Annotated in this window: 28 protein-coding genes; 12 read left to right on the top strand and 16 right to left on the bottom strand. The window is 48.2% G+C overall.

Features of this window, described 5'->3' with window-relative positions; translation table 11 throughout:
* Nucleotides 1-8 precede the first annotated feature (8 nt).
* Nucleotides 9-359 (bottom strand): ArsR/SmtB family transcription factor, encoded by a 351-nt coding sequence (locus tag EL628_RS19825; protein ID WP_126581636.1) that lies wholly within the window; start codon nt 357-359, stop codon nt 9-11.
* A gap of 360 nt (nt 360-719) precedes the next feature.
* Between EL628_RS19825 and EL628_RS19820 the strand changes: the two genes are divergently transcribed.
* Together EL628_RS19820 and EL628_RS19815 are read left to right on the top strand one after the other, a co-directional pair.
* On the top strand, nt 720-2,084 hold the full coding sequence (locus EL628_RS19820; RefSeq protein WP_126581635.1) for an IS110 family RNA-guided transposase: 1,365 nt from the start codon (nt 720-722) through the stop codon (nt 2,082-2,084).
* Between the two features lie 75 nt (nt 2,085-2,159).
* Nucleotides 2,160-3,377 (top strand): ribonuclease D, encoded by a 1,218-nt coding sequence (locus EL628_RS19815; RefSeq protein ID WP_126581634.1) that lies wholly within the window; start codon nt 2,160-2,162, stop codon nt 3,375-3,377.
* A gap of 180 nt (nt 3,378-3,557) precedes the next feature.
* Here the strand turns inward: EL628_RS19815 and EL628_RS19810 are convergent, their stop codons facing one another.
* Nucleotides 3,558-4,232, bottom strand: coding sequence for an SRPBCC family protein (locus EL628_RS19810; protein WP_126581633.1), 675 nt, complete (start codon nt 4,230-4,232; stop codon nt 3,558-3,560).
* A 415-nt stretch (nt 4,233-4,647) separates the two neighbouring features.
* Here EL628_RS19810 and rplI point away from each other — a divergent pair, with 415 nt between their 5' ends.
* Nucleotides 4,648-5,115, top strand: a complete 468-nt coding sequence (gene rplI / locus EL628_RS19805; protein ID WP_126581632.1) for a 50S ribosomal protein L9 — start codon at nt 4,648-4,650, stop codon at nt 5,113-5,115.
* Between the two features lie 238 nt (nt 5,116-5,353).
* On the opposite strand, the gene EL628_RS19800 is transcribed toward rplI, so the two are convergent.
* The gene (locus EL628_RS19800; RefSeq protein ID WP_126581631.1) at nt 5,354-6,904 is read right to left on the bottom strand and encodes an NAD(P)H-hydrate dehydratase; all 1,551 of its coding nucleotides are present in this window, start codon (nt 6,902-6,904) and stop codon (nt 5,354-5,356) included.
* Nucleotides 6,905-7,190: 286 nt separating this feature from the next.
* On the opposite strand from EL628_RS19800, the gene EL628_RS19795 reads away from it, so the two are divergent.
* The 3 genes from EL628_RS19795 (at nt 7,191) to EL628_RS19785 (ending at nt 10,393) form a co-directional block, all read left to right on the top strand.
* On the top strand, nt 7,191-8,582 hold the full coding sequence (locus EL628_RS19795) for a GH1 family beta-glucosidase (RefSeq protein ID WP_126581630.1): 1,392 nt from the start codon (nt 7,191-7,193) through the stop codon (nt 8,580-8,582).
* 114 nt (nt 8,583-8,696) lie between these two features.
* Nucleotides 8,697-9,659, top strand: a complete 963-nt coding sequence (locus tag EL628_RS19790) for a TRM11 family SAM-dependent methyltransferase (RefSeq protein WP_126581629.1) — start codon at nt 8,697-8,699, stop codon at nt 9,657-9,659.
* A 23-nt stretch (nt 9,660-9,682) separates the two neighbouring features.
* On the top strand, nt 9,683-10,393 hold the full coding sequence (locus EL628_RS19785) for a phytanoyl-CoA dioxygenase family protein (RefSeq protein WP_126581628.1): 711 nt from the start codon (nt 9,683-9,685) through the stop codon (nt 10,391-10,393).
* Between the two features lie 64 nt (nt 10,394-10,457).
* Here the strand turns inward: EL628_RS19785 and EL628_RS19780 are convergent, their stop codons facing one another.
* Complete coding sequence (locus EL628_RS19780; protein WP_126581627.1) at nt 10,458-10,688, bottom strand: zinc-ribbon domain-containing protein; 231 nt, start codon at nt 10,686-10,688, stop codon at nt 10,458-10,460.
* 349 nt (nt 10,689-11,037) lie between these two features.
* Here EL628_RS19780 and pgsA point away from each other — a divergent pair, with 349 nt between their 5' ends.
* Complete coding sequence (pgsA, locus tag EL628_RS19775; protein ID WP_126581626.1) at nt 11,038-11,658, top strand: CDP-diacylglycerol--glycerol-3-phosphate 3-phosphatidyltransferase; 621 nt, start codon at nt 11,038-11,040, stop codon at nt 11,656-11,658.
* A gap of 106 nt (nt 11,659-11,764) precedes the next feature.
* On the opposite strand, the gene plsY is transcribed toward pgsA, so the two are convergent.
* Together plsY and EL628_RS19765 are read right to left on the bottom strand one after the other, a co-directional pair.
* Nucleotides 11,765-12,463, bottom strand: a complete 699-nt coding sequence (plsY, locus tag EL628_RS19770; protein ID WP_126581625.1) for a glycerol-3-phosphate 1-O-acyltransferase PlsY — start codon at nt 12,461-12,463, stop codon at nt 11,765-11,767.
* A gap of 106 nt (nt 12,464-12,569) precedes the next feature.
* Nucleotides 12,570-13,430: a pantoate--beta-alanine ligase gene (locus EL628_RS19765; RefSeq protein ID WP_161975626.1), complete on the bottom strand. Its 861-nt coding sequence runs from the start codon at nt 13,428-13,430 to the stop codon at nt 12,570-12,572.
* A gap of 308 nt (nt 13,431-13,738) precedes the next feature.
* Between EL628_RS19765 and EL628_RS19760 the strand changes: the two genes are divergently transcribed.
* The 4 genes from EL628_RS19760 to EL628_RS19745 all read left to right on the top strand — a co-directional run bounded on the left by EL628_RS19760 (nt 13,739) and on the right by EL628_RS19745 (nt 18,207).
* Nucleotides 13,739-15,160: an alpha/beta fold hydrolase gene (locus EL628_RS19760; RefSeq protein WP_161975625.1), complete on the top strand. Its 1,422-nt coding sequence runs from the start codon at nt 13,739-13,741 to the stop codon at nt 15,158-15,160.
* Nucleotides 15,161-15,707: 547 nt separating this feature from the next.
* A complete protein-coding gene (locus tag EL628_RS19755; protein ID WP_126581622.1) occupies nt 15,708-16,229 on the top strand; it encodes a GreA/GreB family elongation factor in 522 nt (173 codons plus the stop codon).
* A gap of 350 nt (nt 16,230-16,579) precedes the next feature.
* On the top strand, nt 16,580-17,281 hold the full coding sequence (locus EL628_RS19750) for a hypothetical protein (RefSeq protein WP_126581621.1): 702 nt from the start codon (nt 16,580-16,582) through the stop codon (nt 17,279-17,281).
* 68 nt (nt 17,282-17,349) lie between these two features.
* The gene (locus tag EL628_RS19745) at nt 17,350-18,207 is read left to right on the top strand and encodes a GNAT family N-acetyltransferase (RefSeq protein WP_126581620.1); all 858 of its coding nucleotides are present in this window, start codon (nt 17,350-17,352) and stop codon (nt 18,205-18,207) included.
* A gap of 164 nt (nt 18,208-18,371) precedes the next feature.
* Here the strand turns inward: EL628_RS19745 and murA are convergent, their stop codons facing one another.
* From murA to EL628_RS19730, 3 genes are all read right to left on the bottom strand, one after another.
* Entirely contained in the window at nt 18,372-19,895 is a 1,524-nt protein-coding gene (gene murA / locus EL628_RS19740) for a UDP-N-acetylglucosamine 1-carboxyvinyltransferase (protein WP_126581619.1), read from the bottom strand.
* 103 nt (nt 19,896-19,998) lie between these two features.
* Nucleotides 19,999-20,784: an NIPSNAP family protein gene (locus tag EL628_RS19735; RefSeq protein ID WP_126581618.1), complete on the bottom strand. Its 786-nt coding sequence runs from the start codon at nt 20,782-20,784 to the stop codon at nt 19,999-20,001.
* A 75-nt stretch (nt 20,785-20,859) separates the two neighbouring features.
* Nucleotides 20,860-21,369 carry a DUF1579 domain-containing protein gene (locus EL628_RS19730; protein ID WP_126581617.1) on the bottom strand — a complete coding sequence of 170 codons (510 nt, stop codon included), beginning with the start codon at nt 21,367-21,369 and terminating at the stop codon, nt 20,860-20,862.
* Between the two features lie 241 nt (nt 21,370-21,610).
* Between EL628_RS19730 and EL628_RS19725 the strand changes: the two genes are divergently transcribed.
* Nucleotides 21,611-22,588, top strand: coding sequence for a helix-turn-helix transcriptional regulator (locus EL628_RS19725; RefSeq protein WP_126581616.1), 978 nt, complete (start codon nt 21,611-21,613; stop codon nt 22,586-22,588).
* Nucleotides 22,589-22,628: 40 nt separating this feature from the next.
* Here the strand turns inward: EL628_RS19725 and EL628_RS19720 are convergent, their stop codons facing one another.
* From EL628_RS19720 to EL628_RS30845, 7 genes are all read right to left on the bottom strand, one after another.
* A complete protein-coding gene (locus EL628_RS19720; RefSeq protein WP_126581615.1) occupies nt 22,629-23,018 on the bottom strand; it encodes a hypothetical protein in 390 nt (129 codons plus the stop codon).
* A 434-nt stretch (nt 23,019-23,452) separates the two neighbouring features.
* Nucleotides 23,453-23,695 (bottom strand): hypothetical protein, encoded by a 243-nt coding sequence (locus tag EL628_RS19710; protein ID WP_126581613.1) that lies wholly within the window; start codon nt 23,693-23,695, stop codon nt 23,453-23,455.
* An 85-nt stretch (nt 23,696-23,780) separates the two neighbouring features.
* On the bottom strand, nt 23,781-24,518 hold the full coding sequence (locus tag EL628_RS19705; RefSeq protein ID WP_126581612.1) for a hypothetical protein: 738 nt from the start codon (nt 24,516-24,518) through the stop codon (nt 23,781-23,783).
* Nucleotides 24,519-24,724: 206 nt separating this feature from the next.
* Nucleotides 24,725-25,105: a hypothetical protein gene (locus EL628_RS19700; RefSeq protein WP_126581611.1), complete on the bottom strand. Its 381-nt coding sequence runs from the start codon at nt 25,103-25,105 to the stop codon at nt 24,725-24,727.
* Nucleotides 25,106-25,154: 49 nt separating this feature from the next.
* Complete coding sequence (locus EL628_RS19695) at nt 25,155-25,466, bottom strand: hypothetical protein (protein ID WP_126581610.1); 312 nt, start codon at nt 25,464-25,466, stop codon at nt 25,155-25,157.
* A 254-nt stretch (nt 25,467-25,720) separates the two neighbouring features.
* A complete protein-coding gene (locus EL628_RS19690; RefSeq protein WP_126581609.1) occupies nt 25,721-26,101 on the bottom strand; it encodes a hypothetical protein in 381 nt (126 codons plus the stop codon).
* Between the two features lie 751 nt (nt 26,102-26,852).
* Nucleotides 26,853-26,981: a hypothetical protein gene (locus EL628_RS30845; RefSeq protein WP_281276549.1), complete on the bottom strand. Its 129-nt coding sequence runs from the start codon at nt 26,979-26,981 to the stop codon at nt 26,853-26,855.
* Between the last annotated feature and the right edge of the window lie 15 nt (nt 26,982-26,996).

Here is a 26,996-nt window from a genome sequence, read left to right as displayed (position 1 = left end):
CTCTGCTTTTACTCGCACTCGTCAAACATTGGTTGCAGAGGAAGGACTGGCGAGAGCTCGTCGAATCCTGTGCAGTGCTCTGCGTCGTGCACCGCCTCAATGAGACCCTCTTTGTTTATGGTATAGCCTCTCCCTTTTTGCCCTCCGCCGCCAGCAACGACAAGGCCGGCAGCACGTAACGTTGCTACGTGCCTGGACACGGTGGCTTGAGGAACCTCGAGGCTCTGCGTCAACTCTTTGACGCTTACCGGATCAGCGCGGTGTGTGGCTAGGAACCTTAAAATTTTTAACCTTGTGTCATTCCCCAATGCCGCAAGTCTTGCGGCGATCGGAGTCGAGGCTGGCCTGGTTACGCTCATACTTCCTCCTGTGAATTTCCACTAATAGGTATTAGTGGCAACTTCAGCATTAAAATTTTATTAATATTGCATACTTGTACTTCATATCGTTTTTGCATTTTATACATATTGACGGTTGCTATTGCCGTCAGTTAATCTCTTACTGGAGAGGGTAGCTACCTCTCCTTTGGGCCAGGTAAAGGCCTTCTGTATGGATGGCATCAAGCCGGATGGCTTCAAGCCTGCACTATAACTGGTCCTGGCGGACGTAAACCTAATAAATGTATGGCAGCATCAAGCAAGCCTATGTCTGTGACTGGTCCTGTCCGCCGCCTGGCCCTCCCCTATTTAAATATTTAAAAAAGAATCAGGAGAAATGCCATGGTTGCCATTCCCCTTCATGCTCATAAAGAGCGGCTCTATGTCGGAATCGACATAGCAAAGTCAAAACACGTCGCCGGATTTTTGTCTGCGCCATTATTGGCATCGCGACAAAAATTTAATAATTGCCCCTCCTTCTCTTTTCAAAACACCAGAGAAGGCTTCGAGTTCCTCGTGTCGAGGATGGCCGACCAGGCACCGCTGGCGATGTGCCTGGTGATCGTCGAAAACACGGGTCATTATGGACGAGCCCTCATTCAATACCTTCGGGCCCACCACATTGAAATTTATTCCATCCACGCAGCAAAGAGGCTGTCTAAGAACAAGACAGACCGCTCTGATGCGCTGAACCTGGCGAATATCCTCTACAACCAGGAGGAGTTGAAGGTACAGGCGAGTGACGCTCAATTGGAGGCTCATCGCTATGAGGAAGCGACGGCAACCGCTGCGCAGCTCGCGGTCCTGGCGCAGCGTCGACAAGAGCTGACCCAGGGCATTACGAAAATTCGCAACAAGTTGACGGCCATATGCGATGAACTTTTCCCCGAATTCGTCACTGTTATCAAAGATCCCAATTTGCCTACCGCATTGGCAATCAGGCACCAATACCCAACCGCTGCCCATGTGGCCGCAGCGTCTGTCGATGATCTCCTGGCGCTTCGGTCTGCCAGAACAAAAAAACCTGGTAGACCTACGCTTCAGCGGCTCGTAGACGTTGCTAAATTCAGCGTTGGGAACGTTGACGAATTCCGCATTCGTGGCCTTATCATTGAGCAGCGGCAACTCATCGAAGAGCTGCGACTTGCAAACCAGCACGCCGACGAACTGGATCGAGATATCGCGGCGATCCTCGCCGAAAGCAGGGAGGGAGCGATCCTGATGTCGATCGACGGCATTGGCCCGACGCACGCGGCGTCGATTATTGCCGCCATCGGAAATATCAATAATTTCGAGAGCGCCTCGAAGCTTCGAGGATACTTTGGGTGGTCCCCCAGATGGACGCAGACTGGTACGACCATTGATTCTGCTACACTGGACAAGGGCGGTAATAATATGCTGAAATCCACCATGTATCTTGTGGCCATGGTGGCAATCAAAAACGACACAGAGTGGAAAGCGATCTATGATCGTTTGGTGCCGATCAAATGCCGGTACGACGACCGGAAGAAAACTTATTCTGGCAAAATTAAAGTCCTTGGCCGCATCGCCGGCCAGATAGTGGGCGTCATCTATAGTCTTCTTAAACGAGACTCCGACTATCTGGCACGTCTCGAGCCAGGCCAGTCTGCCTCTGCCTCTGCTCCAGTTCTCTACAGCCGAGAGGTCCATCGATTTAAAATGGGCCGAGTGTCCAAGCTGGACTAAAACTTTTATAAATGTTATAGTGTAGAGTAAACACCATTAGCAGACAATGGCATTAGCAGACAGAATGGTAATCCCTTGAATGACAAAGCACCCATAACAGAAAGCGAAGAATTTAGCACCATCGAACCTGCTGACGCAGGTGACATTTTGATGGGTTATCTTGGCACTACCCCTCCTTTTGGTCAGCTCCCACAACGTGGTGAACGTTTCTGGGTTGATCGTCCTGAGCAGTTGGCCCATGCCGTTCATGAATTGAGGCAGGCCCATGTTGTTGCAGTGGACGCTGAGTTTATCCAGGTACGGACGCGTACTCCCCAGGAGGGTAGTTCGTCTGTTCCGCGCCTTGCTCTCTTGCAGCTGGCGATTGAACAGCGATGTTTTGTGGTGGATACTTTGCGGCTCCACGACCTTTCTCCATTGGCTGAGGTCATTAGCAATCCAGATGTAGCAATCTTGTTACATGGAGCTGGAGCTGACATGCGCGTTATGGCTGAGCGGAATCTTCATGTCATGCATTATTATGATCTTGAGGCAACCAGCCGTTCGATTTTTGGGCAGCATGAATCTTCGCTCGCTGCCATGTTACGGCGCGCCTTTGGTTTTCACCTTGATAAGAGCCTCCAACGCACTGATTGGACACGGCGACCGCTTCCCCCTGCAATGGTGGCGTATGCGGCACGTGATGCCGAGGTGACGCTTGCTCTGTATCATTGGTTAAATGAGCATTATCACGATATTCTACAATTGCATGAATGTACCGGTGAGCCTGAAGCTGTGGCTGTCTGGATTGAACCATTTTTGCGTGGAAATGCGCCTCTCTCTCCTGAGATGGCTGTGGCAGATGCGAAGTCGAAGGGGCTGGTAAAAAATAAAAATCAGATTATGGCAGACTGCCGGGCTGCACTGACAACGGTGACCCATCCGATGCGGAAAAGTCGTCTATTGCGCCTGATTGCGGATCTCTCATTGGTGCAGTTAGTGCCAGATCTTATGCCGCTCCTCGAGGCCAGAACCTCTGATGAGCGTGCTGGTAGTGCTCGCACATTGGGAAGGCTAAATGTTCAGTCGGCGCAGGATGCGATCACACTGTTACTGGCTGATCCTGTTCAGGATGTGCGTAAAGCTGCTCAGACGGCCCTGCGTAATCTACAGACCCGTGAGCCGCGACAACAACGAGCTCTTCCAACACGGGCCGCCGATGGAACGCGCAGCTGGAGCGTCGAGAATACCATCCAGTCTCCAGATGATGAGAATGGCTGGAAATCCCGCCTGCGCTCGATCATTGATGCCTGATCCCGAAGCGCCTGCTCGTTTCGTTGTTACACTATGTAAACGTAGCCCCCTCTTTTAGAAATGTCAGGCAGGAAACAATCCGTCAGTCCATTGAGCGTCAAGAGTAAGAAGCGGCGTGGTTTCCACGCCGCCTTTGTATACATGAGTGGCCTGCATCTCTTTTATAGCTTTTTTCGTCTCTTAGCGCGTGCGTGGCAGGCGTGTCCCCAACCAGACGAGAAAGAGCAAGCCAGAGAGCATACTCATCCGACGGAGCCTTTTTTCCCATAGGAGCTCTAATTCGCGATCACCGTGGCCCAGGTGGAAGCTTTGTGTAATTTTCTGAAAGATAGAGGGGGGAGGAACAACCCCAGGGGTTGCAACCTCAGAGAGGAGCAGAATACTTCCAGTTGCCTGCTTTTTTGCCACCTCTGTTGGATAGGTCTGCTGTAAGTAAGCTGCTAAACCGGAAAAAAGCTGTTGAAGAAAGAGCTTGGCGGCACCTTTAATAATACTGGGTTTAAGAGAAAGCGTTCGTTTGCCTAACTGAAGTGTACCTTTATATGCAATCACAGTCGTCTGCTCCTGGCTATTGAGATGAATGCTCCCTGTGCCGTGGATTGGAGCTTCCTCATCCCCCTCCAGAGTCAGACGATAATGATAGGGATAATGCAACTCGCTGAGTGTCAGTTGTCCCTGATAGAGCCCTTGAAAAGGATCATTTTTCAACTGGACACTTACTTGAAAACAATGAGTCGCGACCTGTTCGATACGTTCAATGCCAGGAATAATCTGTTGAAGCACCTGCTGATCCATTAAACATTGCCACACCTGTCCAGGAGAAGCCTGGAGTGTGTATGTGCCTTCGATATTCATAAAAAAAGTCCTTTACGATCGATGAATGAAGCCGTTTTTTCGAAATGAAGAATACCTGTTGATAGCAGTCATTATAGGTGAGATATTTATAGGCTGCAACACACTATGAAGATTAGTTTGTGGGCCGAGGATAGATGTCATGAGCGAAGAACTCTTCAGAGGCGTTTGATGTTTTTGTGAAGCGCTTATCAAGGGACTTATTTGGCGAGCCAATCGTGGATGGGGTCTTGTTTTCGGATATGGCAAGGTGTATACTAACATGCGTTATCATCGCGTGGTTAGGAACCCCATAGCTGGGCAAACAGTAGCCGTCTCAAGCGGTTGGGACCCACTTAAAACACACCGCCCTCGGGCGCAATGGTTTTCTCCCCATGCCTGAAGGCAGGGATATCGGATATCTAATATTGGAGACAAGATGAAAGTAATTCTGTTACAGAACGTTGAAGGTCTGGGAAAAGCAGGCGACTTAAAAGAAGTTGCCAATGGCTACGCCCGCAACTACCTCGTGCCGCGCCAATTTGCAGCGGCAGCCACCCCTGGCTTGATTACCAACCGGACACAGCGTATTGCTGCTGAACAGCGCAAATTGGAGAAACAGGCTGAGGCCAATCGCCAGCAGGCAGAGCGTTTGAACGAAGTCACCTTAACCTTTAGAGCAAAAGTTGGCACTCAGGGTCGGCTCTATGGTTCAATCACCAGCCAGGATATTGTTGCTGCTCTGCGTGATGCTGAAAAGATTACAGTTGATCGTCGTACGATTGAACTGCCAGACCCAATTCGTAGCCTGGGAACCTTCTCAGTTCCAGTGAAGATTGCTCCAAAATTGGAGCCAAAAATCACGGTGAACGTTGTTGACGAAGCCGGTCAGGCTGCCGCCAGGTAATCTCTCTTTTGTAATCTGGTCACACGACCTGTTTACCGGCCTTAGCAGGCCAGGAGATAGTGCGCCGTGGAGGCTCTTTCTCTCATGTATTGACCGTCAGTGCACCTCTTTATGGAGAGGGAGCCTCACTGACGGTCATTATTGTGTCTGGCTGGATGGTAGAGGAGAAATCTTCCAACCCATTGAAACACAATGGGTTGAAGCCTTTCCTCATAACCTGGAACTGAGATTGGCTCGCTTAGAACTCTGCATAGGCGGTTTCAATAATGGTTCGTGGCAGGTGTGGAAGCAGATCAGAGGCCAGAAGACCCGCCCGTCCCACATCGTCGCTAAGCAGGTCGGCGGCGGCGGTATGCAGATAGACGCCTGCGCTTGCGGCGTCAAAAGGCTGGAGGCCCTGACTTAAGAAGCCAGAGATCATTCCTGCCAGTACATCGCCTGTCCCAGCTGTGGCCAGGGCCGGACTTCCCCACCAATTGATACGAGTCTGGCCTTGAGGATTGGCAATAATAGTACAGGTCCCCTTCAATACAACATTTACCTGCCACTCATGAGCTTTCTGACGCGTGAGATTCAGGCGTTCGATATTGCCGCCAGAGACTTTGATTCCTTTGCAGAGACGACCCATCTCGCCCGGATGAGGTGTAATAACCGTCTCCTTTGGCAGAAGCGTCCACCAGCGCTCTAAGGCTGAAAGATTGTTAAGCCCGTCAGCATCAATCACCAGCCTGGGCCGTTTCTCGTCAGGGAGTGAGCGAAGATACTCCAGCACCTGGAGTATTGTCTCACGTGTGTTGGGTGATTGCCCCAGCCCTGGGCCAATAAGCAGTACTTTGTAGCCTTCGAGCGAATTATTCAGCGCTTTAGCACGATCAAAGCTGGGCGCATCGATAGCCGGTAAGATGGTAAACGTGGCTTCATGGAAGCTGCTGGCATAGATGGGGAGCATCTTCTCTGTCACCGCCAGCGTAACCAGACCAGCTCCGACGCGGGCCGCAGCCGTCCCTGCAAGATAGGCTGAACCAGGATAAGGTGGCGAGCCAGCAAAGAGCATCGTCTTCCCAAAGCTCCCTTTATTACTATTGAGTGCTCGCTGTGGCAGGAGTTTATGCACAAGTTTGCCTGAGAGCATCTCGTTCTGGATCGTCTGCTCTAATTCTTCAGGCAGGCCAATATCGCCGATAAAGAGCTCGCCGATATAGTCTCGCCCGGGAAAAAAGAAAAAGCCTTGTTTGGGACAGGCGAGCGTAATAGTCGTATCGGCTCGCAGCGTCCCCGGGTCAACCTCACCAGTATCAGCATTGAGGCCAGTTGGCAGATCGATGGCCACAATCTGTAGCTCGGGTCGGCGTGTGCGCTCTTGTTGAACTTGCGCAAGGAGTGCCCGTAAATCTTCAGCGAGTGGTCGTGATTGTCCTGTTCCCAGGATCGCATCCACAATATAGTCTGCACTCTTTATCAGATCCACCAGCTCATTGGCGACTTGAGCAGCAGGAAGCTCTTCACCTCGTACTATTAATTTTTGCTCTTTCCAATAATAGAGGCTGATCAGGGCTCCTTCCTGTGCAAGGTGATTAGCCATGACGACCCCATCCCCACCATTGTTGCCAGGACCAATCAGAAAGAGAACCTCCAGGCCATTCAAGCTATAGTGAGGTAGTAAATGTTCTGTAAACAGGTCAGCGGCACTTTTCCCTGCCTTACTCATCAGCATGTCAGAAGTGAGACCATAGCGTTGTTCTGCCAGGGCCTCTAACTCGCGCATTTCGGCGATCGTTACAATATGCATATGTCAGCCTCCAGGCTTATTCTTGCGTATGGATGTAGCTCCTTGTATTGTAAGCTTTTGGTCATAAATAATAAAGTACTTACAAAGATCCTTCAGGGTGTTCCCATTGTGTTCCCATTGTGTTCCCATTATAGGGCAGGCACAATTTCGTTTTTTTAAAGCTCAGGTGAAATCGAAAGAAATAGTGTTGGCAAAGTGTCAGAAAGGTGTACAATAGGGGAGAGAGACACCTAACCAGAATAGAGGGTATCTCCCCACTATTGTTGATGATGACAGGAATTGTACTATGACAGATAAACAGCCAATAAATGATAGCGTACTAGCGAGCAGTTTTCCCGCAGATTTTATCTGGGGGTCAGCAACGGCCTCCTATCAGATTGAAGGGGCAGCCCATGAAGATGGTCGGGGGCCTTCGATCTGGGATACCTTTGCCGCTACTCCCGGGAAGGTCTATATGGGACATAATGGTGATGTGGCGGATGACCATTATCATCGTGTCGAAGAAGATGTTGAGTTAATGTCTCGCCTGGGACTGGATGCCTACCGCTTCTCCGTTGCATGGCCGCGTATCTTGCCAACAGGTCGTGGAACCGTGAATACCCGAGGGCTCGATTTCTATGATCGGCTGGTGGATGCACTATTAACAAAAGGGATCAAGCCATGTGCAACGCTCTATCACTGGGATCTGCCTCAGCCATTAGAGGATAAAGGCGGCTGGCGTAACCGTGAGACCGCATACGCCTTTGCTGATTACGCTGAGATTGTAGCCCGGCGTTTAGGAGATCGTATTGCTGGCTGGATTACGCTTAACGAGCCCTGGTGTTCAGCGTATCTTGGGTATGGTATTGGTATGCATGCCCCAGGGGTGCAGGATCGTCAGGCGGCGATGGATGCTGGACATCATCTCTTATTAGCACATGGTCTGGCTATGCCGCGGATACGCGCCATTGTGCCACAGACCGCTGAGGTAGGGATTACCTTGAACTTTACGCCAGCCTATCCCTCGGATAATCGTCCTGAGACGTTGCGTGATACTGCACTGCTAGATGCTTTTAGCAATCGCTGGTTTCTGGATCCCATTGTACGTGGTCACTATCCTGAAGGGTATTTTGCATCGATGGGTCTGAACGAGCCACCGATTCAAGAGGGAGATCTCGCCATTATCTCTACCCCGATTGATTTTATGGGAATTAATTATTATTCGCGTAACCTTGTCAAAGGTGTCTCAGAGGTGCCTCTGGCTGATAGAGTCCCGCTAGTTACGCCCGTGCCTGAGGCCAGCTATACAGATATGCCCTGGGAGATCTACCCACAGGGCTTGAGCGATCACTTGCTTCGTCTATATCGCGAATACGGTATCCAGAAGCTCTATGTGACCGAGAATGGGGCAGCCTTTAAAGAGAGCTGGAAGCCAGGCGACGAGCATGTCCATGATCCTCGTCGTGTTGAGTATCTGCGTCAGCACGTACAGGCTCTGGCCGTCGCGATTGAGCAGGGAGCCCCGTTGAAGGGGTACTTTGTCTGGTCGCTCATGGACAACTATGAGTGGGCTGAGGGCTATACCAAGCGTTTTGGTATCGTCTACGTTGATTATGAGACCTTGCAGCGCATCCCTAAAGATAGCGCACTCTGGTATGCAGATTTCATTGCGGCAGCACATCAAGTTCATCAATATTAGTGTCCGAGCACACCACAGCGGATCGCTGTTAGAGACCCGCTGTGGTGTGCTATACTTGGCTGCATGAAAATAGCACTCAAAATCACACCACAGCGGAGTACGCAATATGCCTCTATGACAACGGCTCTTGCAACTCCAGAGCTTTTAGCCAGCCCTTTACAGGCAGTGATTCAGCACATTGAATCGATACAACTGGCTGGCCAGGACTATCTTCTTGCAACCTTAGAAGAGAGCTGTACTCCCTCTTCACCTCTGTTTGCGATCCTCTTTCATCTAGGTGCGATCAGTGAAGTTTACGAGTATTTTTCATCCATTGGCGATCTCACAGGGCCTTTTCTGCGTCCGATTGAACCGCAATCTACTCCGTTTGTCCCATTGGAGATGGCTGAGGTCAGGCGCTATAAAGGTAAAACCAATGAGGTCTTTACCCGTGTTCTATTAAATGTAGGGATCTTTGCCAGTCACTATGCAGAGCAATATAGCGAGCGTTTGCGGGTGCTTGATCCTATGGCTGGAGGGGGAACGACCCTGTTTCTAGCATTAGCCTCTGGTTATGATGCATTTGGAATCGATCTAGAGCGACAAGATATTGAGACAACAGCTGTTTTTGTGCGCCAATATCTGGAAGGAGAGCGCATCCATTTTAAAGAATTGGATGAGCGTAGCCGCCGTGCCGGTCGCCGTTATCAGTTCGAGATTGGGCCCAAGAAGCATATGCATTCGCTCGTGCTTGTCAATGGTGATGCCAGCGAAGCAGATCAGCATCTGCGAGATGTGAGTGGTGGACCACATGCGCATGCTATTGTGGGGGATCTCCCCTATGGAATCCAACATTTTGGAGAGATCTCTGAGCTTCTCAATCGTGCTTTACCTGTGTGGGAACGGATACTATACCCGGGCGGAGCCATGGCCCTGGCCTGGAATGCGACACGCATAAGCCGTGAGGAGATGATTGCCCTGGTGGGGACACAGACAGGTCTGCAAGTGTTAAATGAGCCGCCCTATACACAATTTGCGCATACAGTTGATCGTGTGATTAAAAAACGAGATATTTTAGTTGCTGTTAAACCTCTGTAGTTCGCAGCAGAAGGGGCATTCCAATGTATACACCGGAAGAAAAGGAATTTTTTCTGGAACACGGGTATCTTCATGCCAGGGGAGTCTTAAGCGGAGAATATTTAGAGTTCATTCAAGCGGAATTTGATCGCATCTGGGAGAAAGAGAAGCCACGCGTCACTCAACACCAATTGCTGAAGTACCCCTCATTTATAGCTTTAATTGAGCATCCAGCGATCCTTGAGAGGATACAAGCAATCTTTGGTGGACAGGCACAGTTATTACAGTATGACCTTTTGCGGCAAGGACCGCATAATACAGGGAATGAACGCTCCTGGCATCGCGACTTTGTCTTTCCTGGTGATCGTCCTCTCAGTATCAATACCATTATTATGCTCGATCCTATGACTGAAGAGCGGGGACCGACACGCGTCTTGCCTGGAAGCCATCGTGGCGAGGCGATTCCATCGGCTGACCAGATCCACCAGCCTCTCCCCGGTGAGGTTGCAGCCATGGTCGAACCAGGTGATGCCGTGTTTATTAACAGCGCTATCTGGCATACAGGTGGCATCAATCATACGGATGGAGTGCGTCGTGGCATCTACGCCTATTATGGCTACTGGTGGCTCAAGCGTTATGAGGCCGAGAAGGAGCTCCCCTGGCAGGCGTTTGAGAGCGCGAGCGAGCAACGTTTGAGATTGCTGGGTGTGAAAATGCCAGCTGGGGATCTCCACATGTACGATCCAAACGCCTGACTCAGAAGCTCACCGTACTGAGAAGCAAGCAACTCAATTCATCGTAGTTTGCAGTTCCAGAGAGCTAGTGAGGAATGAGCTCATTAGCTCTCTGATTGGCAATATTTTCCTGAAAGCCGCATATATTGCAGCGCGAGATGGTCCGTGTGTTAAAGGGTATCAATGGGATAAAAAAGAGCGTAAACCAGCGGCGATAGCGAACCATACTGTGGAATGAATTGTTTCCGCAGCGCGAGCACGTGTATTGTACCTGCCCCAGGACTTTATTACGCGAACGTAATCCCCAGATAATCATTGAAAAATCTCCTTCTCTTTTCTCTTATGCAGTGCTATTGTAGCATCAAATTCTTATGAATATATATGAATATAGTAGTAGTACGATGACGGAGCGTATTGAGTTGATGGAGCACCTCTCTTGCGCAGGGAGAGAAAGTTAGCTATACAATCGATGCCGCATTCGCATATAATGGTAACAACTTATAGCGTTTCTTCCGTCTGGTAGGGGGCATTCTTCGGCTTTTAGATAGAGAACAGCAGTGTGCAACCTGTTGGCGATGAGGATCAAAAAACTATGTGCAGCGCTGGCTCTTCAGGTCTCTTATTGTGATAGGGGTTAGAAAGCTGTTAAAGAGGAGTTTCTCTCTATGCGTAATCTCCCAAATATATTAAGTATAAGCCGACTGCTGGCTACTGTGATTGTTTTTATATTGGTGCTAGTCAATCAGCCATGGGCATTTCTTGTTGCTACAATCCTTTTTTTCCTTGCCTCAGTAACAGATTATCTGGATGGCTATCTGGCGCGGCGTTTGAAAGTTGTCTCATCGTTAGGAGTTTTTTTAGATCTGACCGCCGATAAAGTATTTGTTGCAGCGGTTCTGATTGCATTAGTCCAGCTTGGGCTGGTTCCTGCCTGGGTCACCTTCATCATCATCACCCGCGAATTTCTTGTTTCGGGTCTGCGTTCAGTTGCAGCCTCCAAAGGCAAAGTCATCCCAGCAGGAGTCTGGGGAAAACAGAAGACCTTTATTACACTGGTAGCCATTGGAGCACTCTTATTAGCTAAGGGGCTGGGTGCTCATCAACTCTCCTTATTCCCCTGGATGGTCAACTTTACCAGTCAGACAGTGAACTTTGCCGAGATCCTCTTACTGGTTGCTGATGGTCTGATCATCCTGGCAACCATCTGGACGCTGTTCTCTGGTATCGAATATATGATTGGAGCATTGCCAATCTTCCGCAGTGATGCTACCACAGCTCAAAAATAAAGTTTCTGTATCGAGCACAGAAGGGCGGGCTCAGCACCAGATGGTTTATTATTGCCATCCTGATGTCGAGCCCGCCCTTTATCGTATGTAAGCACAAAGCTTCATACTACAACGCGTTTGAGGGATCGGTTGCAGTAGTTGAAATCTTTTTAGAACCAATTTTGCGTTCGGTTCCAGAAAGGAGGCGCTTAATATTGTCCGAATGGAAAAGAATAACCATCGTAGGAGCAATAACCATAAAGAGCATCTCTGGCAGAGTAAGGCCAATGGAGTGAAGGAGCGAGGGATTATTCACGCCCAGAATATAGAACACGATGCCGCAAACAATAGTTGTGATGCTCCCGACAATGGAGCCGAGCGAGACATAACGAGAAAGAAAGATCGTGCTAGATGTCGTGATGGCTCCGATCAAGAACGTCAGAGGTGAGACGACCAGCATTGCGCCAGCACCAGTAAGCACCCCACGCCCCCCCTTAAAACCAATAAAGATGGGATAGCAGTGTCCTACAAGAGCCAGCAGCCCGGCGACTAGAATGCCCCAGCCACCACCTTGAAATGCAGGCACAAAACGGGACAGGAGTGCAGGACCGACGCCTTTTGAGAGATCCAAGAGAAAGACAACAATGGCGGGGCCTACACCAAGAGTGCGCAAAACATTGGTGGCTCCAGTTTTGTGACTACCATGCTCACGAATATCGAAATCCTTACCGCGTAGCAGTTTCCCCATCCAATAGCCTGGAGGTAGCGAACCCCAGAAATATGAGATGACTCCAATGAGGATAAGTGAAAGAATAATACCAGGCATCCTAGTCTCCTTCGTTTGATGTACATGCCATGCTTGCCTCATTATAGACTGCTACAGATGAATTGGCCAGGGGTACATTTTCAGAGTCAAAAAGCATGTACTAAAATCAACTCCAACTGCCATCCTTCTTCCAGAGGAGATTATCATATAAAAAGATCGAGCCAATGCGGACACCCAACGAGAGCAAAGTACCAGGTTGGATCTGAGTAAGTGGTTCGAACGTGTCATCGCGACAGATCATGATATACTCAAGAGAGGCGAGCGGTTTTTTTGCGACCATAGTAGTCATCGCCTGTGTCAGAACAGAACTTTGCACCTCTCCTTGCTCAATAAGAGCTCTTGCTCTGCAAAGAGCTTGATAGAGCACTGTACTGGTCTGCCGTTCCTCAGGAGTAAAGTTGAGATTGCGGCTAGAGATCGCGAGTCCATCGCGTTCGCGGGCAGTAGGAATCGTCTGTAGACTGACATCGATATTGAGATCGCGAACAAGCTGACGCAACAGGCCAACCAGAAGAGCATCTTTCTGCCCAAAGAAAGCGATATCTGGTCGAACCAATTGCAAAAGTTTGCACATAGTCGTCGAAAAAATGCGAATCATCTCTGGAGTATAACTCTGTAAGAGATATTCCATCACAGGGCCGCCAGGATTCACATACGTAGCAAACGTTGGTGGATACATCTCATCCGCCTGAGGAATAAACACAATATCAATATTATTATGGCTGACGACGCGTAGCTTCTGCACAATTGGCTGTGGCTGTAGCGGTAAAGCTTGCTTAAGGCCCAGCAGACTTGTTTTTTGAAGAAGACTCACCACTGTTACCTCGCCTGCTTGATGAGCGGCATGTAACAGAGCGGTGTGTCCGGCATGAAGATCGCTTGAGAGAGGGACCAGGCTTACGGTTCCTCTAGAAAGCCACCCACGGGCCGTCTCAACCATTTCGTCCAGGGTGTCAATAATGCGCATAATGGCTCCCAATGAAGTTGCGAATTTGCTAATTGGCTGCACCATTTTCTGATTCAGATAAAAGTGATTTTGAAAATGAAATGATAAAGTGCGCGAATTTTAAAAATGATGCGTATTGCTAGTATAATAGTTTGCCAGCCAGAGTGGGCCAGTTCTAGCAAAATGGTATACTACAGGCGTGTTTCGGTCGTCCGTTTCTTCCTAAAAGTCCAGTTTTTTGGGGTAATGGGGAGAGCATGAACCACAAGAAGCATGGATAGACTGGACTCAGGCATGGCTTCATGTCAGGTGTTAAAAGGAGGTTGTCGGTGGAGAGATTACAAAAGTTTCTGCGTATAGGCATGTTGGGAGGAAGTATGGGAGTGGTTGGTCTCGGAGGGGCACTCATGCTGCGCTATCTTTTGCACAGGCCCCAGCCCTTAACGAGCATGCTAGAGGGTGACGCCTCTACCTATACCTGGAAGTATGGACAGATCTTCTATAAAAGAGCAGGTAATGCAGAGCTCCCGCCGCTTGTTTTACTACATACCCCTGAGATAGGTGGGTCCTCATATGAGATGCGCTATCTTATCAAGGAGCTAGCACATGCATATCAGGTCTATGCGCTGGATCTCCCTGGCTTTGGCCTTTCAGATCGCCCTGCTCTTGAATATACTGCTGAGACCTATATTACAGTAATAAGAGACTTTCTCTGTGATGTGGTGCAGCGTCCGGCAGTGCTTCTCGCCAGCGGACTAAGCTGTAAGTATAGTATTGCGATCGCCAGTCGTGAGCCTCTCCTTTGCACACGATTAATATTTTTGTCGCCACAAGATTTATTTTTGAAGAATACTGGAGCAGCCTGGTTAGCGAATGGTAGAATGTTCCCGGCCCTGGCCTTCTTCATCTATGCATTGCTTACTCCAGCCTGGATCTTACGCCCATTGCTTACCTGGCAGCAGAGGCGTAGTGGACGGCCAATAACCCATTCAGAGTTTCGCTATCTATCGGCAGCAGCTCATCAGTATGGAGCACAGCATGCCGCCATCGCATTGCTCACAGGCAAGTTGCAGATAAGTATCACCAGACAATTGGAGTCTTTACAGCAGCCAGTTTTTCTCATTGAAGGTGGGCGTGCGAGCCATGCAGAACTTGCCGAGCTGCTACACAAGACACCACAAGCGCAAGTAGCGGTTATATCCGAAGCAGGATTGCGGGTTCAGGAAGAGGCTCCTGAACGTGTTAGTGCGCTTGTGCTGGCCTGGGAGCCTCAATCAGCGATTGCAGCTGGAAATAGGCAGAGAGAAGAAAGAGAAGAAGTGGCGACCTTGCCATCCATCGAACGCAGTACAGATAAACTATTACGTGAAGTCATAGAGCAACTGGAGAGGGAGCGAGCGGAGCACTCATTAGAGCCAGTCGTGGAGCAACCTGTTGTAGAGAAAGAGCGTTATCTCGTCGAATACCATACGGAGCCAGTGCGTTCTGGCGAGAATCAGAGTAAGCAAGACGGAGAGCCCCTTCAGAATGTATCACCGCAGAGTAGTCTGGAGAGAGAAGAGATCCATGAGCCAACTAATGGCGATCTCAACGTTCAAGAGATACCAGCGGTTGAGGCCTACTGCGTAAAATGTCGTCAGAAGAGAGAGATGACACATGCCCATAAGACTGTAACAAAAAATGGGCGTAGCGCGATGGAAGGAATCTGTCCTATCTGTGCGACCCGACTTTTCCGTTTTATTGCAGGATAGAGCGAATTCTTACAGAGAGAGGAGTAGTCATACGTGTATTGATAGTAGGATAGATAGTAGGATGAAATGCATATCCAGGGTAGAGTATTGCTATGATAAAAAGAAGATTGATGACGTATGTCGAGACAGGACGAACCTACAAAATAGGTGACCAAATCACTTGACGTTCTGTAATCCACAACGTATAATCACCCTCATGTGTGTTGAGTGCCTACACTTTCTCAATTATGATGCGTAGGAGCAAGTCGCCTCGACTAATGGTAGCAATAACAGCAAGTTGCTAACCAGTGAAATGGTTTAGTTTTGTTGTTAGTAAGTTCATCCTCTTTTATAACTTACTTATCAGGTGGGAGTGAGGACAGGATAGTTTTCCGCAGAAAGCCCGGCTTATCAGCTTATGTGTGAATTGATGCGCCATAGAAAAGCAGTAGGGACCAAAAAAAGAGGGATGGATCTAATGGGATGCGACGGAATGGGTAAGGAGAGGCGCAGATCTGGGAAGGCCTGTAAGGGGTCACAAGCCTCACTACCAGGAGGAGTATAACAAATGAGTATTGGTGGACAGAGTGATGCAAAGTCGGAGCGCAAGGTTTATCGCCTGACGCCCGAAGGCTTTGCAAAGAAACAGGAACGTTTAGATTATCTCCGCAATGTCAAACGCCGTGAGATTGCCGATTATATTCACGAGGCAAAAGAGGCGGGTGATATTAGCGAGAGTAGCGCGTATGAGGAAGCTAAGAGTGATCAGGCCAAGCTTGAAGGAGAGATCATGGAGCTTGAGCACCTTCTGGCTTTATCTGAGATTATGACGCCCGACATGCATGGTGCTCAGAGCGGTCCTGCAACGGTTCGAATCGGGATGCAGGTAGAGCTTGAAACTGAGAGCGGTTCAAAACGCACCTTTAAGCTGGTCGAGACGTTTGAAGCAGATCCTAAAGCTGGTCTGATCTCTGATCAATCGCCGGTAGGTAAAGCTTTGATGGGCCATCGCGAGGGCGATGAGGTCAATGTTTCCACTCCTGGTGGCGTGACAAGATATATCATCCTCTCTATTCGTCCAATGCTTTAATGGCACAACAACGACCAACAGGGCCTCAGCTATTGAGGCCCTGTTGATTTTTTAGCATCTGAATTGTAGCATTTAAAGAGAGACACAGCATCCTGACATGTTCTGTGTTGAGTTTTAGTATCTAAAGAGACACAGCATCCTGGTATCTTCAAAGAAGAGTAGAAATCCCCACCTCCTGCCTTTCTATTGACACCCATTGACTCCACAAGTAATATTAAGAATTATTACTAGGAAAAACTCATGTGTGGAGAGGATAAAGGAATGCTTATTTTAGTATAGAGAGATAAGAAATGCCGAAGTGGACGCGCTGTGGGCTGAAAATAGAGTCAGAAAAATAAGGAGTTCTTTTCTTGATCACATATGAAGATATGACCCGCTTGTTTCTGGAGGCGGCAGGGAACCTGAATCTTGTGACCCATCCAGAATATTGGATGAATACCCGTTCGTTAGAGCGAGAGTTTGCCTGTGCTTGCCATACAGGTGAATGTGAAGATATGGAGCTACAGAGTGGCTGTACAGTCTCATTCTCCTGGGGCTCATTGGACACGGCCCTCTCGTTAGATGGTCCTGGCGGGATCTGTGAGTTCTTCCATGATGATTCAGTGCAAAATTGTGCTCATCGTCATACCAATGCCATTCCTCCACTCGTTCTGGATCTCTCATATACGCTCTCTCTCCATGGTGAAAAGCCTTCTGATGAGACGCTACTATCTCTGACCCAGATGTTAAAGTTACAGGCGAGCGAACGGAGTCGACGAACGATTGAGACACGACCTGGAGTAAGTATGGTTCTGCATGAGAATCGTTTGCAGCCAGATCTGCTGACGCTTCAGCAGAGGGTGGAGGTTCCGCTCTGGCATCCGCTGGGTATTCATGGCCTGCACGACGAGCCTGTCATTCCTGAGCCAGCAGGGTCATCGGATGACGACGAGCCATCTACTCCACATCCTGAAGAATGGATTCCTCAATTGATGACTGAAATTTGCCAGGATGTTGTACAGGTTCTGGCAGCCCTGAACGCTGCCGTCTCATTTCACGCCTCAGATCTCTAGCCAGAGCTCTACTCCATACGTCATATAGTCAAAAGAGGGAAGAGGCCTTCCGGAAGGAGCCAGCTGTCATGTCCATCACTCTTCGCCAGTTAAGCGACGTTGATCTCTCCATTGCAGAGGCCATTATGCAGGCAGCTTATGGCTATTCTACTCCGCAGCAACGGAATCTGGCTCGCTATCTGAGCTTACAGCCAGATGGCTGGCTGTTGGCATGTCTGGATCAAAGACCTGTGGGGGTTGGGGGAGTGATAAATTATGGGTCTTTTGCCTATCTGGGAAGTATGTCTGTCTTGCCTACGGTACAGCGACAGGGGATTGGTAGGGCTCTGTTACAAGCGTTTCTCAATTGGTTAGATGAGTGGGGATGTCCAACCGTCTTACTGGATGCTTCGTCGGCGGGAGCAGATCTGTATAAAAAGTTTGCTTTTGTGCCAGAGGGAGAGGTTGCGCAGTGGCGTCGTCAGGCAGATCTGTCCACAGTCGAGTTGGAGACATTCTCACCAGGGATCACCTCTTTTCAACTGAAAGATCTGCCTGCGGTGACAGCTTTTGATGCCGCCTATTTTGGCGCTGGTCGAGCCGCTGTCCTGGCTGCATACTTGCGCGAATATCCTGAACGAGCCTTGATCCATCGCACTCCTGAGGGGAAAATTAGTGGGTATCTTATTGCCCAGAAGAGCATTATTGGCCCCTGGCTAGCTGAGAACCCTGAGGACGCAGAACGGCTTCTACAGTCTGCTCTGGCCTTTCCTTACACACAAGCCCCGATGATAAGTGCCCCCACAGAAAATAAGGCCGCTACCTCGCTGCTCACCTGCTATGGTTTTCAGATTGAACGAACGCTGCTCCACATGCGTCGTGGAGAGCCAGCGATCCTCAGAGATCGCAGCAGCATGTATGGACAGACGAACTATACATTGGGGTAGGTTTCCTGGCTTGTATTAGCAGGGCGTTTTAGGTCTGGGTTGGCTCTCTGGGCTTTGAATGCCTGGCTAATTGTTATCTTTTCCATCTTTCCTCTGTGCTTTTTCAAGAGCATTGAATATGCTGAAGACAAAAGTTTTCAGCACTTTTTGTCTTCTTGTTTACACTAATACGCCACTAATACGCCGGTTTTCTCGCGCTCCTCTGAGATAGTCAGGCCGAGCTGGGTGAAGCGGCGGATGACCGCGCTACAGCCGCGCTCGATCATGCTGGCGTTCTCGATAATGGTTTCGCCCTCAGCGACGGCTCCGGCGAGGACCAGGGCCATACCAGCGCGCAGGTCGAGAGCCTCAACGGTCGCGCCCACAAAGGCAGTAGGGCCTTTGACAACAGCGGCCTCGCCATCAAGAACGATAGTGGCGCCCATGCGGTTAAGCTCCTGGGCTGCGGCAAAGCGCTTGTTGAAGACGGTCTCGCGGATATAGGAGGTGCCCGAGGCACAGCAGGCCAGGGCCATCATCTGCGGTTGCAGATCGGTAGCGAAGCCAGGATAGGGCCAGGTAGTGATATTGATGGGGCGCAGAGTGCCGGGGCGGCGCACGCGAATGACGGGACCTTCCTGGTGGAGCTCGACGCCCATCTGCTCCAGCTTGGCGCGGGCCACGCCGAAATGACGCAGTTGTGCGCCAATCAGCTCAATATCGCCCTGGGTTGCGGCTGCCAGCATGGCGAAGGTTCCGGCATCGATGCGGTCAGGCATGATCGTATATTCCACACCCGAGAGTTCAGAGACACCCTCGATCTGGAGTACGCCAGTGCCGATACCAGAGATGCGTGCCCCCATCAAATTAAGGAAGTTGGCGACATCGGCGATCTCAGGTTCAAGCGCGGCATTCTCGATAATAGTGGTTCCTTGAGCCATACAGGCTGCGACCATCAGGTTTTCAGTGCCGGTATGGCTGGGGGTATCCAGGTAGAGATAGTTGCCCTGCAAGGAGCCCTCGCGGTTCACATCGATATGATCGCCCTGTTCGGTGACGGTGGCACCCAGGCGAGCGAAGCCTCGATAGTGGAAGTCCAGGCTACGTTTGCCCAGGCTACAGCCGCCCACGGTCTCAATCGCGACCTTGCCTGTCCGTTGGAGCACGGGTGCCAGGAAGAGGACGGAGGCGCGGAAGGTGCTGGTCAGGCGCTCGGAGAGTGTATTGCCATCCAGGCCAGAGGCATCAACGACCAGGACCTGATCTTCCTCGTGGAGGGTCATCTTAACGCCCAGAGAGCGAGCCAGTTCAATAGCTGCATATACATCGCGGATCAGGGGGACATTACGCAGGATGGTCTGGCCTTTGGCGACCAGGAGCGAGGCAGCAATAATGGGAAGCGCGGCATTCTTGGCGCCCTGTACCACGACTGAACCCTCAAGGCGCTGACCACCCTCGATGCGATAGCGTAGCGCTTGGCTGCTCAGTAGATCCTGGGTGGCTTCTTTGATGAAGTGCTGGGGATTGACCTCAAGCCAGTCACAGAGGCGCAGGAAGGTCTCAACGTCCAGCATCTTGCCGTTCTCGATGCGCGAGAGTGTGGCCGGGCTGACATTGCCCATCTCCTGGGCGATCTCGCGTAGTCCCCGCTCACCACGCCTCTCTTTTAAGAGGACCGCCAGTTGCTGTGTATCTAACATACTTCCCATGATTGCTTTCTCCCACTCTTTTCTGTTTCTCGTGTGAAACGATTGTATAATATGTGAAACTAGTTTGTCAAGAAAGCATATCTCGTGTATTGATCCTACTCATCTATGCAAAGCGATGGCGCAGGAGGGAGCGCCGAGTGGGCGATAGCTCCAATATTTCAGCGGGTTGTGCCAACCACTCCTCCAGGATGGGGAGCAGGGACTCATTCCACGCCTGACGACTGGTTAGTGTAGAGAGATAGTTCTTATAGGCTCCTTTATTGGCAAAGGTCGTGAACCAGGCAAAGATATGCTCGCCTTCGCGCACTGGCAGGACTGGAAATGTATTCGCACTTGCCTCTGTGACGAAATATCCTGCAATAGTCGCCCCGGCTGCATGGAGTACTGGAACCATATCTTGCTCAAAGAACTCGATAAACCTCGCTTTAACAGGGGAGGCAAAAGTATAGAGGGTGGCGATAATAATGCCCCCATCCGTTTCCAGCGCATCTTTTGCGGGCTGGTTGCTCAGGTCAAGCTGAAATGTACCATCTGAGCTAGCGGGCTTCAGTAGCAGTACATTATCCGAGTCAAGTATCGTATCATTGGCCGCTTCGCGGTGCTCTTGCCAGATCGGACCATAGTAAAAGCTCTGAAGCGCTTGCTGACGCGCCTTCATATCGCTAAAGCCACGCAGCCAGACGAATTGGTCGGGTTTGTCGTGGCGACGGAATTGGCCCAAAACATGGGCACCATTTTCCTCCTGCCCCTCAATGAAATGCTCCTCAAATAAGGTAATCAGCTCGTCGCGTCGACCAGGTTTAAGCGTGTACTGTCGTAGCTCAATGATAGCATTGTCTGCTTTCCTGATAGTATGTTCTCTATCTGCCTGTGGATGTAGATCTGTCATCTCTCTGATTCCTTCCTAAGTTACCAATTAAGATAGTTTGCACCTTGTAGGGTTCATGCTGGTATAGACTAACCCTTATTCCCTGGTAAACTTCATGATCCAGTTTGTTTCCCAATGCTTGCCCTCGTCGAAGGAGAAGGCCTGCTGCCAGCGGGCCGTGGTCTCAGTCAACTCATCCCAGATAAAGCGCACATGGAGAGGTTGCCCGTCTGAAGTTTCAATGACCTGGAAGAAGGTGCCAACACCATTCTCAAACCTTCCGTATAGGGGCCTGTAATCAAGGGGATTGCGGTTGTCGATCCAGATGATCGACCATTGCCCGGTGGCGGATTCATAGGCTTTGATGCTTAGCCCTAGTGCGTGCTCGCCTGAGGGGAGTGTGGCTTCCCAATGCTCGACGATTGCCCTCCCATCGAGTTGCTTTTCAAAACGATCTCGGCCATAAAACTCCTCCCATGTGGCCTCATTTCCTAATGCTTGATCTGCCAGAAGGGAATTTCCTTGCTTGCGTCGATTCTCAACCTTCCAGGTGCCGATTAGCAGGTCGAAATCATGGGCAATGTTTGGTATGTACTTCTCTGTCATGTGTGTGCTCGCTTTCCGCCTGATAGGCCCTATGTATGTTTGCCGCCCCTCCGTTTTAGTAGTTGGCTTGAGTAGCGAGTAGCGCGTGAAACGGTAAAGGTAGGCATTTCACGCGCTACTCTTGAAAGTACTCAATGTAGAGAGAGGCGAGGCAAGTATCTCTCTCTGCATTGAGTATAGGGCCAAAAGATGGTACTATTGACCCTAATTAAAACAAAATATGAGATAGGAGAGAAGAAAAGTGGTCTATCGTCCTACGGCCCGTGTGCTGACGGTTCTGGAATTGCTTCAGGCCCATGGGCGGATGACCGGGGCTGAGCTGGCGCGCAGGTTAGAGGTCAATATCCGCACGGTCCGGGATTATATTGAAACTTTGAGCGATCTGGGCATTCCAGTGGAGGCCGAGCGAGGTCGCTATGGAGCCTATAAGCTCAGGCCTGGGTATAAGCTTCCACCACTTATCTTTACCGAGGACGAGGCCCAGGCTCTGACCCTGAGTCTCTTAATGGCTCGCGAGAACGGTCTCGCCCAGACCTCGTCCGCATTTGAAGGCGCGCTGGTAAAGATCGAGCGCGTTTTGCCAGCGCCGACGCGTGAACGTATCCGGGCTGTTGAAGAGACAGTGATCTTTGAGAATAGTTCTGCTCATGTAGCGCCTGCCATCGCGGCAGTGACTATGTTAAGCCTTGCGGTTAAGGGTGAGCTGAGTGTGCATCTACGCTATCGTACCTCACCTCTGGAAGTCACAGAGCGCTTGTTTGATCCTTATGGTGTGGTTGCTCACGAAGGCTTCTGGTACACCATCGGTTATTGTCATTTGCGCCAGACTCAGCGCCTCTTTCGGCTGGACCGTATTGACAAAATCGCAATAACGAACGAGACCTTCACGCGTCCGCCCACCTTTGAGGCGCTTTCTGCTGTCCAGCGCGCCCTGGCCTCTGTTCCGCGTGTGTGGCAGGTCGAGGTATGGCTGGAGGCGACCCTGGAGGAGGCACAACGCAAAAGCCAGCTTTCAAAGGGGCACTTTACCGAGGAAAGTCAGGGTGTGCTTGTACGTAGCGAGGTAGCGGATCTGCCATGGATGGCGCGTTTGCTGGTTGGTATGGGGCTTCCCTTTATCATTCATCAGCCTCCTGAGTTACGCGAAGTTGTGCGTGAGTATGCGCTTACAATGATAGGCTATGCCGAACGTAGTAAGCAGGGTCAGGCGGAGGTATAGAAGCTTTGCAATACATTAAATTGCCCCATTTAGCAAATCCTTATTCCATTGACGATTTAGACAAGTTTTTGGCATTCCCTTCTATTTTTATATCTATTTCAAAATGGGCCCCATTCCCAGAATTCATCACCGTATATACTGTATAGTGTATATTATCTTTATTCCAATCAGAAGTATATAATGTCATAGATCTGTATTCTATATTATTAATAAAACTTTTTATGAGTTGTCTGGCGTTATATTGAGTACTATTTGTTAATTCTATCTTTATTGCATAAATAGGTATATCTTTAGCATAATCCAGGCTAAAGGACTTAATTTCTTTGGATTCATTTAAAAATAGGTGAACTTCATATAGCATACCAGAATCTATTGAATATTCAAACTGCTGTACAAAGCTTTTAATAGCTTCGGTAATTTCTCTTTTCATCTCTACTTTATACCTTTATTTTTTAACACCGCTATAAAGTTGAAGCGATTGCCTTAACTTTATAGCTTCGACCGTTACTTGTTCCTAAATTAGATGGACAATCAAGGTTTAGGAATGTATATTCCATCATTTATCGACGAAGGATGAGAGAAAACGGAAATAATTCTTTCCGTAAACTCCAGACCACCAGACTTTACATCACCTGGGAGACAAGTTTTATGCACCACCCGGCTACCATCACCAACGGTGAAGGTGTGATCCTGCTGGACTTCGAGATTATACATCACGCTGGTGCCAGGGACCAGGGCCCATATAGGTGGACAGGAAGTCAACCTCATGGGTAAGGAAAGGATACCTGGAAAAGTCTCACTTGAGAAACCCCAGTTGCTTCATAGAGCTCGACTTATTGTTTATATGTCATAGCAGATTGACAGCTATGACTGCTCTTTGGGATAGGTTTTCATCTCCTCAATAAAAGCTTGAAAGGATTGATAGACTTTCGCGAAATCCTCCCATGAGAGCTCTAACTGCTGGTGCCGTGGGAAAAAGGTCACATGCCAGACTCCATTGATCCGGCTCAGATCTGCGATTAAATCATTACCAAAAGAAGCTTCTTCTATGAGATCGAATTCTTCTGGATGATCAATAATGATAAAGCGCAGTTGATCTGTATTCAAGATATCCTCTTTCTTTCGAGAAAAATGCTTCGCTTAAACATTATGAGAAACACTCAAACTTCAGATGCTTTATAACGCAGTAGTGTTACATTTCAACAAAGGAACTCATTTGTTCCTGAAGAGAATCATGATACGTCACTGAAAAATCTCCTTCTGGCTGAATGCCTTTGGTCAAATCTATCTTTGAAAAAAATGATTTCCATTTTTCCAGCCATGATTCTAGCGCCTGTATACGAGTCGAAAAAGGCGTGTATGCCATATCGAGGTTAACACGATCAGAGGCAATTTTAATTTTAACGCTAAACCATGGACAATTTTCTCTTTTGACCTGTTCAGTAACAAAACCTTGCTCAACCATGTCATTTGCTTGCGAGATCAGCTGACGAATTTCGGTGCATTCCTGCTCGGGAAGAAAAATGCTCACGGCCTCAATAGATTGCCCTCCTTTTATATATTCTCGTTTATTAACTTTCTTGTTGTAATTTTCTCTATCCAATTCATAGTTCCATGAAGCCCTCCTTAAGCACAAAGCAGGATAATCATGACCTTCATCATCCGGAACGGTCGGAATGTAAACGCCAAAACACTCGGCAAAGGTGCCTGGTTTTGTTTGTACGACAAGAGATACTATGGCTGGCTCAAAATAATGAAGATCTCCGGAAAACTTCGCACTTATGAAATGAACTTCCTCCATCTTTCGTAGAGCAACTCCCATCGCTGGACGGTTGTTCAACCATTGAGGAGGGCACCTTATTACTCTATGTTGAGCATGAAGATTATTCGTTGTCTTTTCCCAGGGCATCTCTGCAAAGAAACTTTCCATATTCCCACTTTTCCTATTTCATTTATGGCAGCCATGATACTAATGCGTATGTATATAATAATCGACTAAAATGATGTAGCCCCTTTTATTTAAAATGACAAGTAGAGTTCATCTTTTCTCTTATGCGTAGGACCCACATTGACCGACAAAAAGCCCTCAATATAAGCTGTTCACCAATTTTGTGGCTCTACTACATATACAATTGGTTAGTTAAAAGGCAATTTTGGATCAAATCGCCATACAGGTTTTAAGAGCGAGAAATCTTGAAGATACACTTCTAATTCATTCTCCAAATGTTCAAGGCTATCAATATCTTTTTTAAACACATGATTAGCCAATTGCTCGACTGAAATATCTTCATTACTCCCTATAAATTTTTCATCTACCTCGTATTGACGGAACCAGAAACGTAAATCACTATAGTCTCGATTGAGAATAGATGATGGTCTGGCATGTCCTTTCAGTGTTTTCTCATATGAACCAATCACCACAAAAGCTCGGTGGTTAGGGAAAGATGAAGTGATCTCTACAGCCAGATGAGTCCCAGTAATGAGATTGTTTTTTTGAAATACATTAAATTGCCCCATTTAGCAAATCCTTTGTAAGAATTATTCTCTCTAATTGAACCCAATAATATTATAAATTAATACCCCACTTAATCATCGCATAATTAACTATAATGTAGGACAAGGCTTCTTCTATAGTATCAGCATCTATTCTAAAATGTTCACCTTTCAGTGTTTTCCCCGAAACCACGGCTGTATAAACTCCATTATCACCCTGACCGCGTTCGCCATCCCATTCGAGAAGAATAACAGCTCCCTCACGACGCATTTTTTCTATGACTGGTAGGAACCTCTCAATCACAAGAATATCGCTTTCAACAGGAGCCATTTCCAAATCTCGTGCTATTTTTGCAGCTATAGATTTATAGACAGCTGAATCCATACTAAAACCCCCTTAAAGCTGAAGCAATATCTCTGACTACAACTGCTGCTTTGTTCTAGAATCTACTTTGATATTGAGCGCTTGCTAAAACTGTTTCAGCTTTACCATTAAGCTCTGCAGTACCTCCAGGAGAAGTATTAATCTCTCTTATTTCATTGGTTGTACTGCCATTTGCAAATCTGCCTTCAACTCCACAATTATGCACCATAAGTAATTTCACCAATCCTGGATAAATCAGCAATTCTCATAGCAATTTAATTATACAAAGCAACATTCATCTTCCAGGGGACACAAAATGAAGAAAAATCTTGAACATATTCTTGTAACTTTTCCTCAAGTTCCTTTATGGAAAGGATATCGTTAATATAGATAAAATCTTTGAGTTGATACTCCTCAATACTAACATCATGAGAAGAAATTGCACTTTTATCAATTTCGTATTTGAGCATCCAAAATCGTTGTTCTGGATGCTCAATGTTAAGTACTCTTGAAGGCTTTTTGGGACCCAGTGGGGTTTGAGCATATGAACCAACAATGATAAAAGCCCTCAATTTTTCTGAAGAAGATGGTATTTCGATAGCTAGATCATTGCCAGTCAAAAGATTATTATTCTGAAAAATATCAAATGAATGCATAAATTCTCCTTAATTATATCAAAGATTTAGACAAGGTTATGGTATGTTTTTCCGATGAAAGAATGCCAATACCCTGTCTAAAACTTAAACTAAGGGTTAAAAAAAGCTTCTAATTGCGGAAGAACCATCAAAAGGATTGCATCCACAGTGATTTTCAGACCCTGTTATTTTTCTTATGCTGTTCTCGCAGTAAAATTTCTTCAGTTTCTGGCTAAAAGAAACTATGATGAGATGCAACTGACATCTAATCCTCTTTGTTTGGAGGATCAAACGCAAAAGCAACGGTGCGAACGTCTATGGTTTAGGAGTTCTATTGGCACATCATTCCGGGAAAAGCTCTATCTCTTCCTCCAAAGATGATCTGTACGTCACAAAAAATCTTTTCTCGGTAGAATACTAGTGGTGCTCTTTATATGAGAGCACACATGATGCCATCGGCTCAGCCAATTTTCCAATTCATTATTTTGATATTGTCTGAGTCCGTAGCCAATTTCAGTGCGAAAAAGAATCGCATCCAAAAGAATTCTCACCTCATCATACGGGATATCTTCTCTCTGCACTTGTTCAATGGCAATCCCTGCTTGTGCTTGCTGTTTCAGCTCTTCAACTAATGAGAACAGTTCCGGATGCAGTTGTGATTCTAAAAAAACGCTCTGTGCATCTATCTGCTGATCCCCCTCAATGTATTGCCTTTTACTTTCTGCCTGATGATACTGTGCTGCATCTCTTTGAAGATCCCAATAGGCTCTTCTTAAGCAATAATCTGGATAGCCTTGTTCCTTGCACGAGGATAGCTGCTTCGGCGGACCTTCGTAGGAAGGATTTTCTTCGCTTGCAACTTATTGGCAGATTTTTCCCAGGGATAACCTTCTATTGGCATATGTATCTCATTCTC

This window comes from Tengunoibacter tsumagoiensis (assembly GCF_003967535.1).
Lineage (GTDB): Bacteria > Chloroflexota > Ktedonobacteria > Ktedonobacterales > Ktedonobacteraceae > Tengunoibacter > Tengunoibacter tsumagoiensis.
The sequence above is the reverse complement of the archived record's forward strand: the minus strand, read 5'-3'. Positions and strand labels throughout refer to the sequence as shown.

Coding starts and splice junctions, on each gene's coding strand:
- EL628_RS30845 (WP_281276549.1), bottom strand. CDS start 26,981: ATGCCAATAGAAGGTTATCCCTGGGAAAAATCTGCCAATAAGTTGCAA.
- EL628_RS19795 (WP_126581630.1), top strand. CDS start 7,191: ATGACAGATAAACAGCCAATAAATGATAGCGTACTAGCGAGCAGTTTT.
- pgsA (WP_126581626.1), top strand. CDS start 11,038: ATGCGTAATCTCCCAAATATATTAAGTATAAGCCGACTGCTGGCTACT.
- EL628_RS19825 (WP_126581636.1), bottom strand. CDS start 359: ATGAGCGTAACCAGGCCAGCCTCGACTCCGATCGCCGCAAGACTTGCG.
- EL628_RS19695 (WP_126581610.1), bottom strand. CDS start 25,466: ATGGATTCAGCTGTCTATAAATCTATAGCTGCAAAAATAGCACGAGAT.
- EL628_RS19720 (WP_126581615.1), bottom strand. CDS start 23,018: ATGAAAAGAGAAATTACCGAAGCTATTAAAAGCTTTGTACAGCAGTTT.
- EL628_RS19755 (WP_126581622.1), top strand. CDS start 15,708: ATGAGTATTGGTGGACAGAGTGATGCAAAGTCGGAGCGCAAGGTTTAT.
- EL628_RS19730 (WP_126581617.1), bottom strand. CDS start 21,369: ATGACAGAGAAGTACATACCAAACATTGCCCATGATTTCGACCTGCTA.
- EL628_RS19790 (WP_126581629.1), top strand. CDS start 8,697: ATGACAACGGCTCTTGCAACTCCAGAGCTTTTAGCCAGCCCTTTACAG.
- EL628_RS19785 (WP_126581628.1), top strand. CDS start 9,683: ATGTATACACCGGAAGAAAAGGAATTTTTTCTGGAACACGGGTATCTT.
- EL628_RS19705 (WP_126581612.1), bottom strand. CDS start 24,518: ATGGAAAGTTTCTTTGCAGAGATGCCCTGGGAAAAGACAACGAATAAT.
- murA (WP_126581619.1), bottom strand. CDS start 19,895: ATGGGAAGTATGTTAGATACACAGCAACTGGCGGTCCTCTTAAAAGAG.
- EL628_RS19820 (WP_126581635.1), top strand. CDS start 720: ATGGTTGCCATTCCCCTTCATGCTCATAAAGAGCGGCTCTATGTCGGA.
- EL628_RS19690 (WP_126581609.1), bottom strand. CDS start 26,101: ATGCATTCATTTGATATTTTTCAGAATAATAATCTTTTGACTGGCAAT.
- plsY (WP_126581625.1), bottom strand. CDS start 12,463: ATGCCTGGTATTATTCTTTCACTTATCCTCATTGGAGTCATCTCATAT.
- rplI (WP_126581632.1), top strand. CDS start 4,648: ATGAAAGTAATTCTGTTACAGAACGTTGAAGGTCTGGGAAAAGCAGGC.
- EL628_RS19780 (WP_126581627.1), bottom strand. CDS start 10,688: ATGATTATCTGGGGATTACGTTCGCGTAATAAAGTCCTGGGGCAGGTA.
- EL628_RS19765 (WP_161975626.1), bottom strand. CDS start 13,430: ATGCGCATTATTGACACCCTGGACGAAATGGTTGAGACGGCCCGTGGG.
- EL628_RS19700 (WP_126581611.1), bottom strand. CDS start 25,105: ATGGGGCAATTTAATGTATTTCAAAAAAACAATCTCATTACTGGGACT.
- EL628_RS19810 (WP_126581633.1), bottom strand. CDS start 4,232: ATGAATATCGAAGGCACATACACACTCCAGGCTTCTCCTGGACAGGTG.
- EL628_RS19735 (WP_126581618.1), bottom strand. CDS start 20,784: ATGACAGATCTACATCCACAGGCAGATAGAGAACATACTATCAGGAAA.
- EL628_RS19745 (WP_126581620.1), top strand. CDS start 17,350: ATGTCCATCACTCTTCGCCAGTTAAGCGACGTTGATCTCTCCATTGCA.
- EL628_RS19800 (WP_126581631.1), bottom strand. CDS start 6,904: ATGCATATTGTAACGATCGCCGAAATGCGCGAGTTAGAGGCCCTGGCA.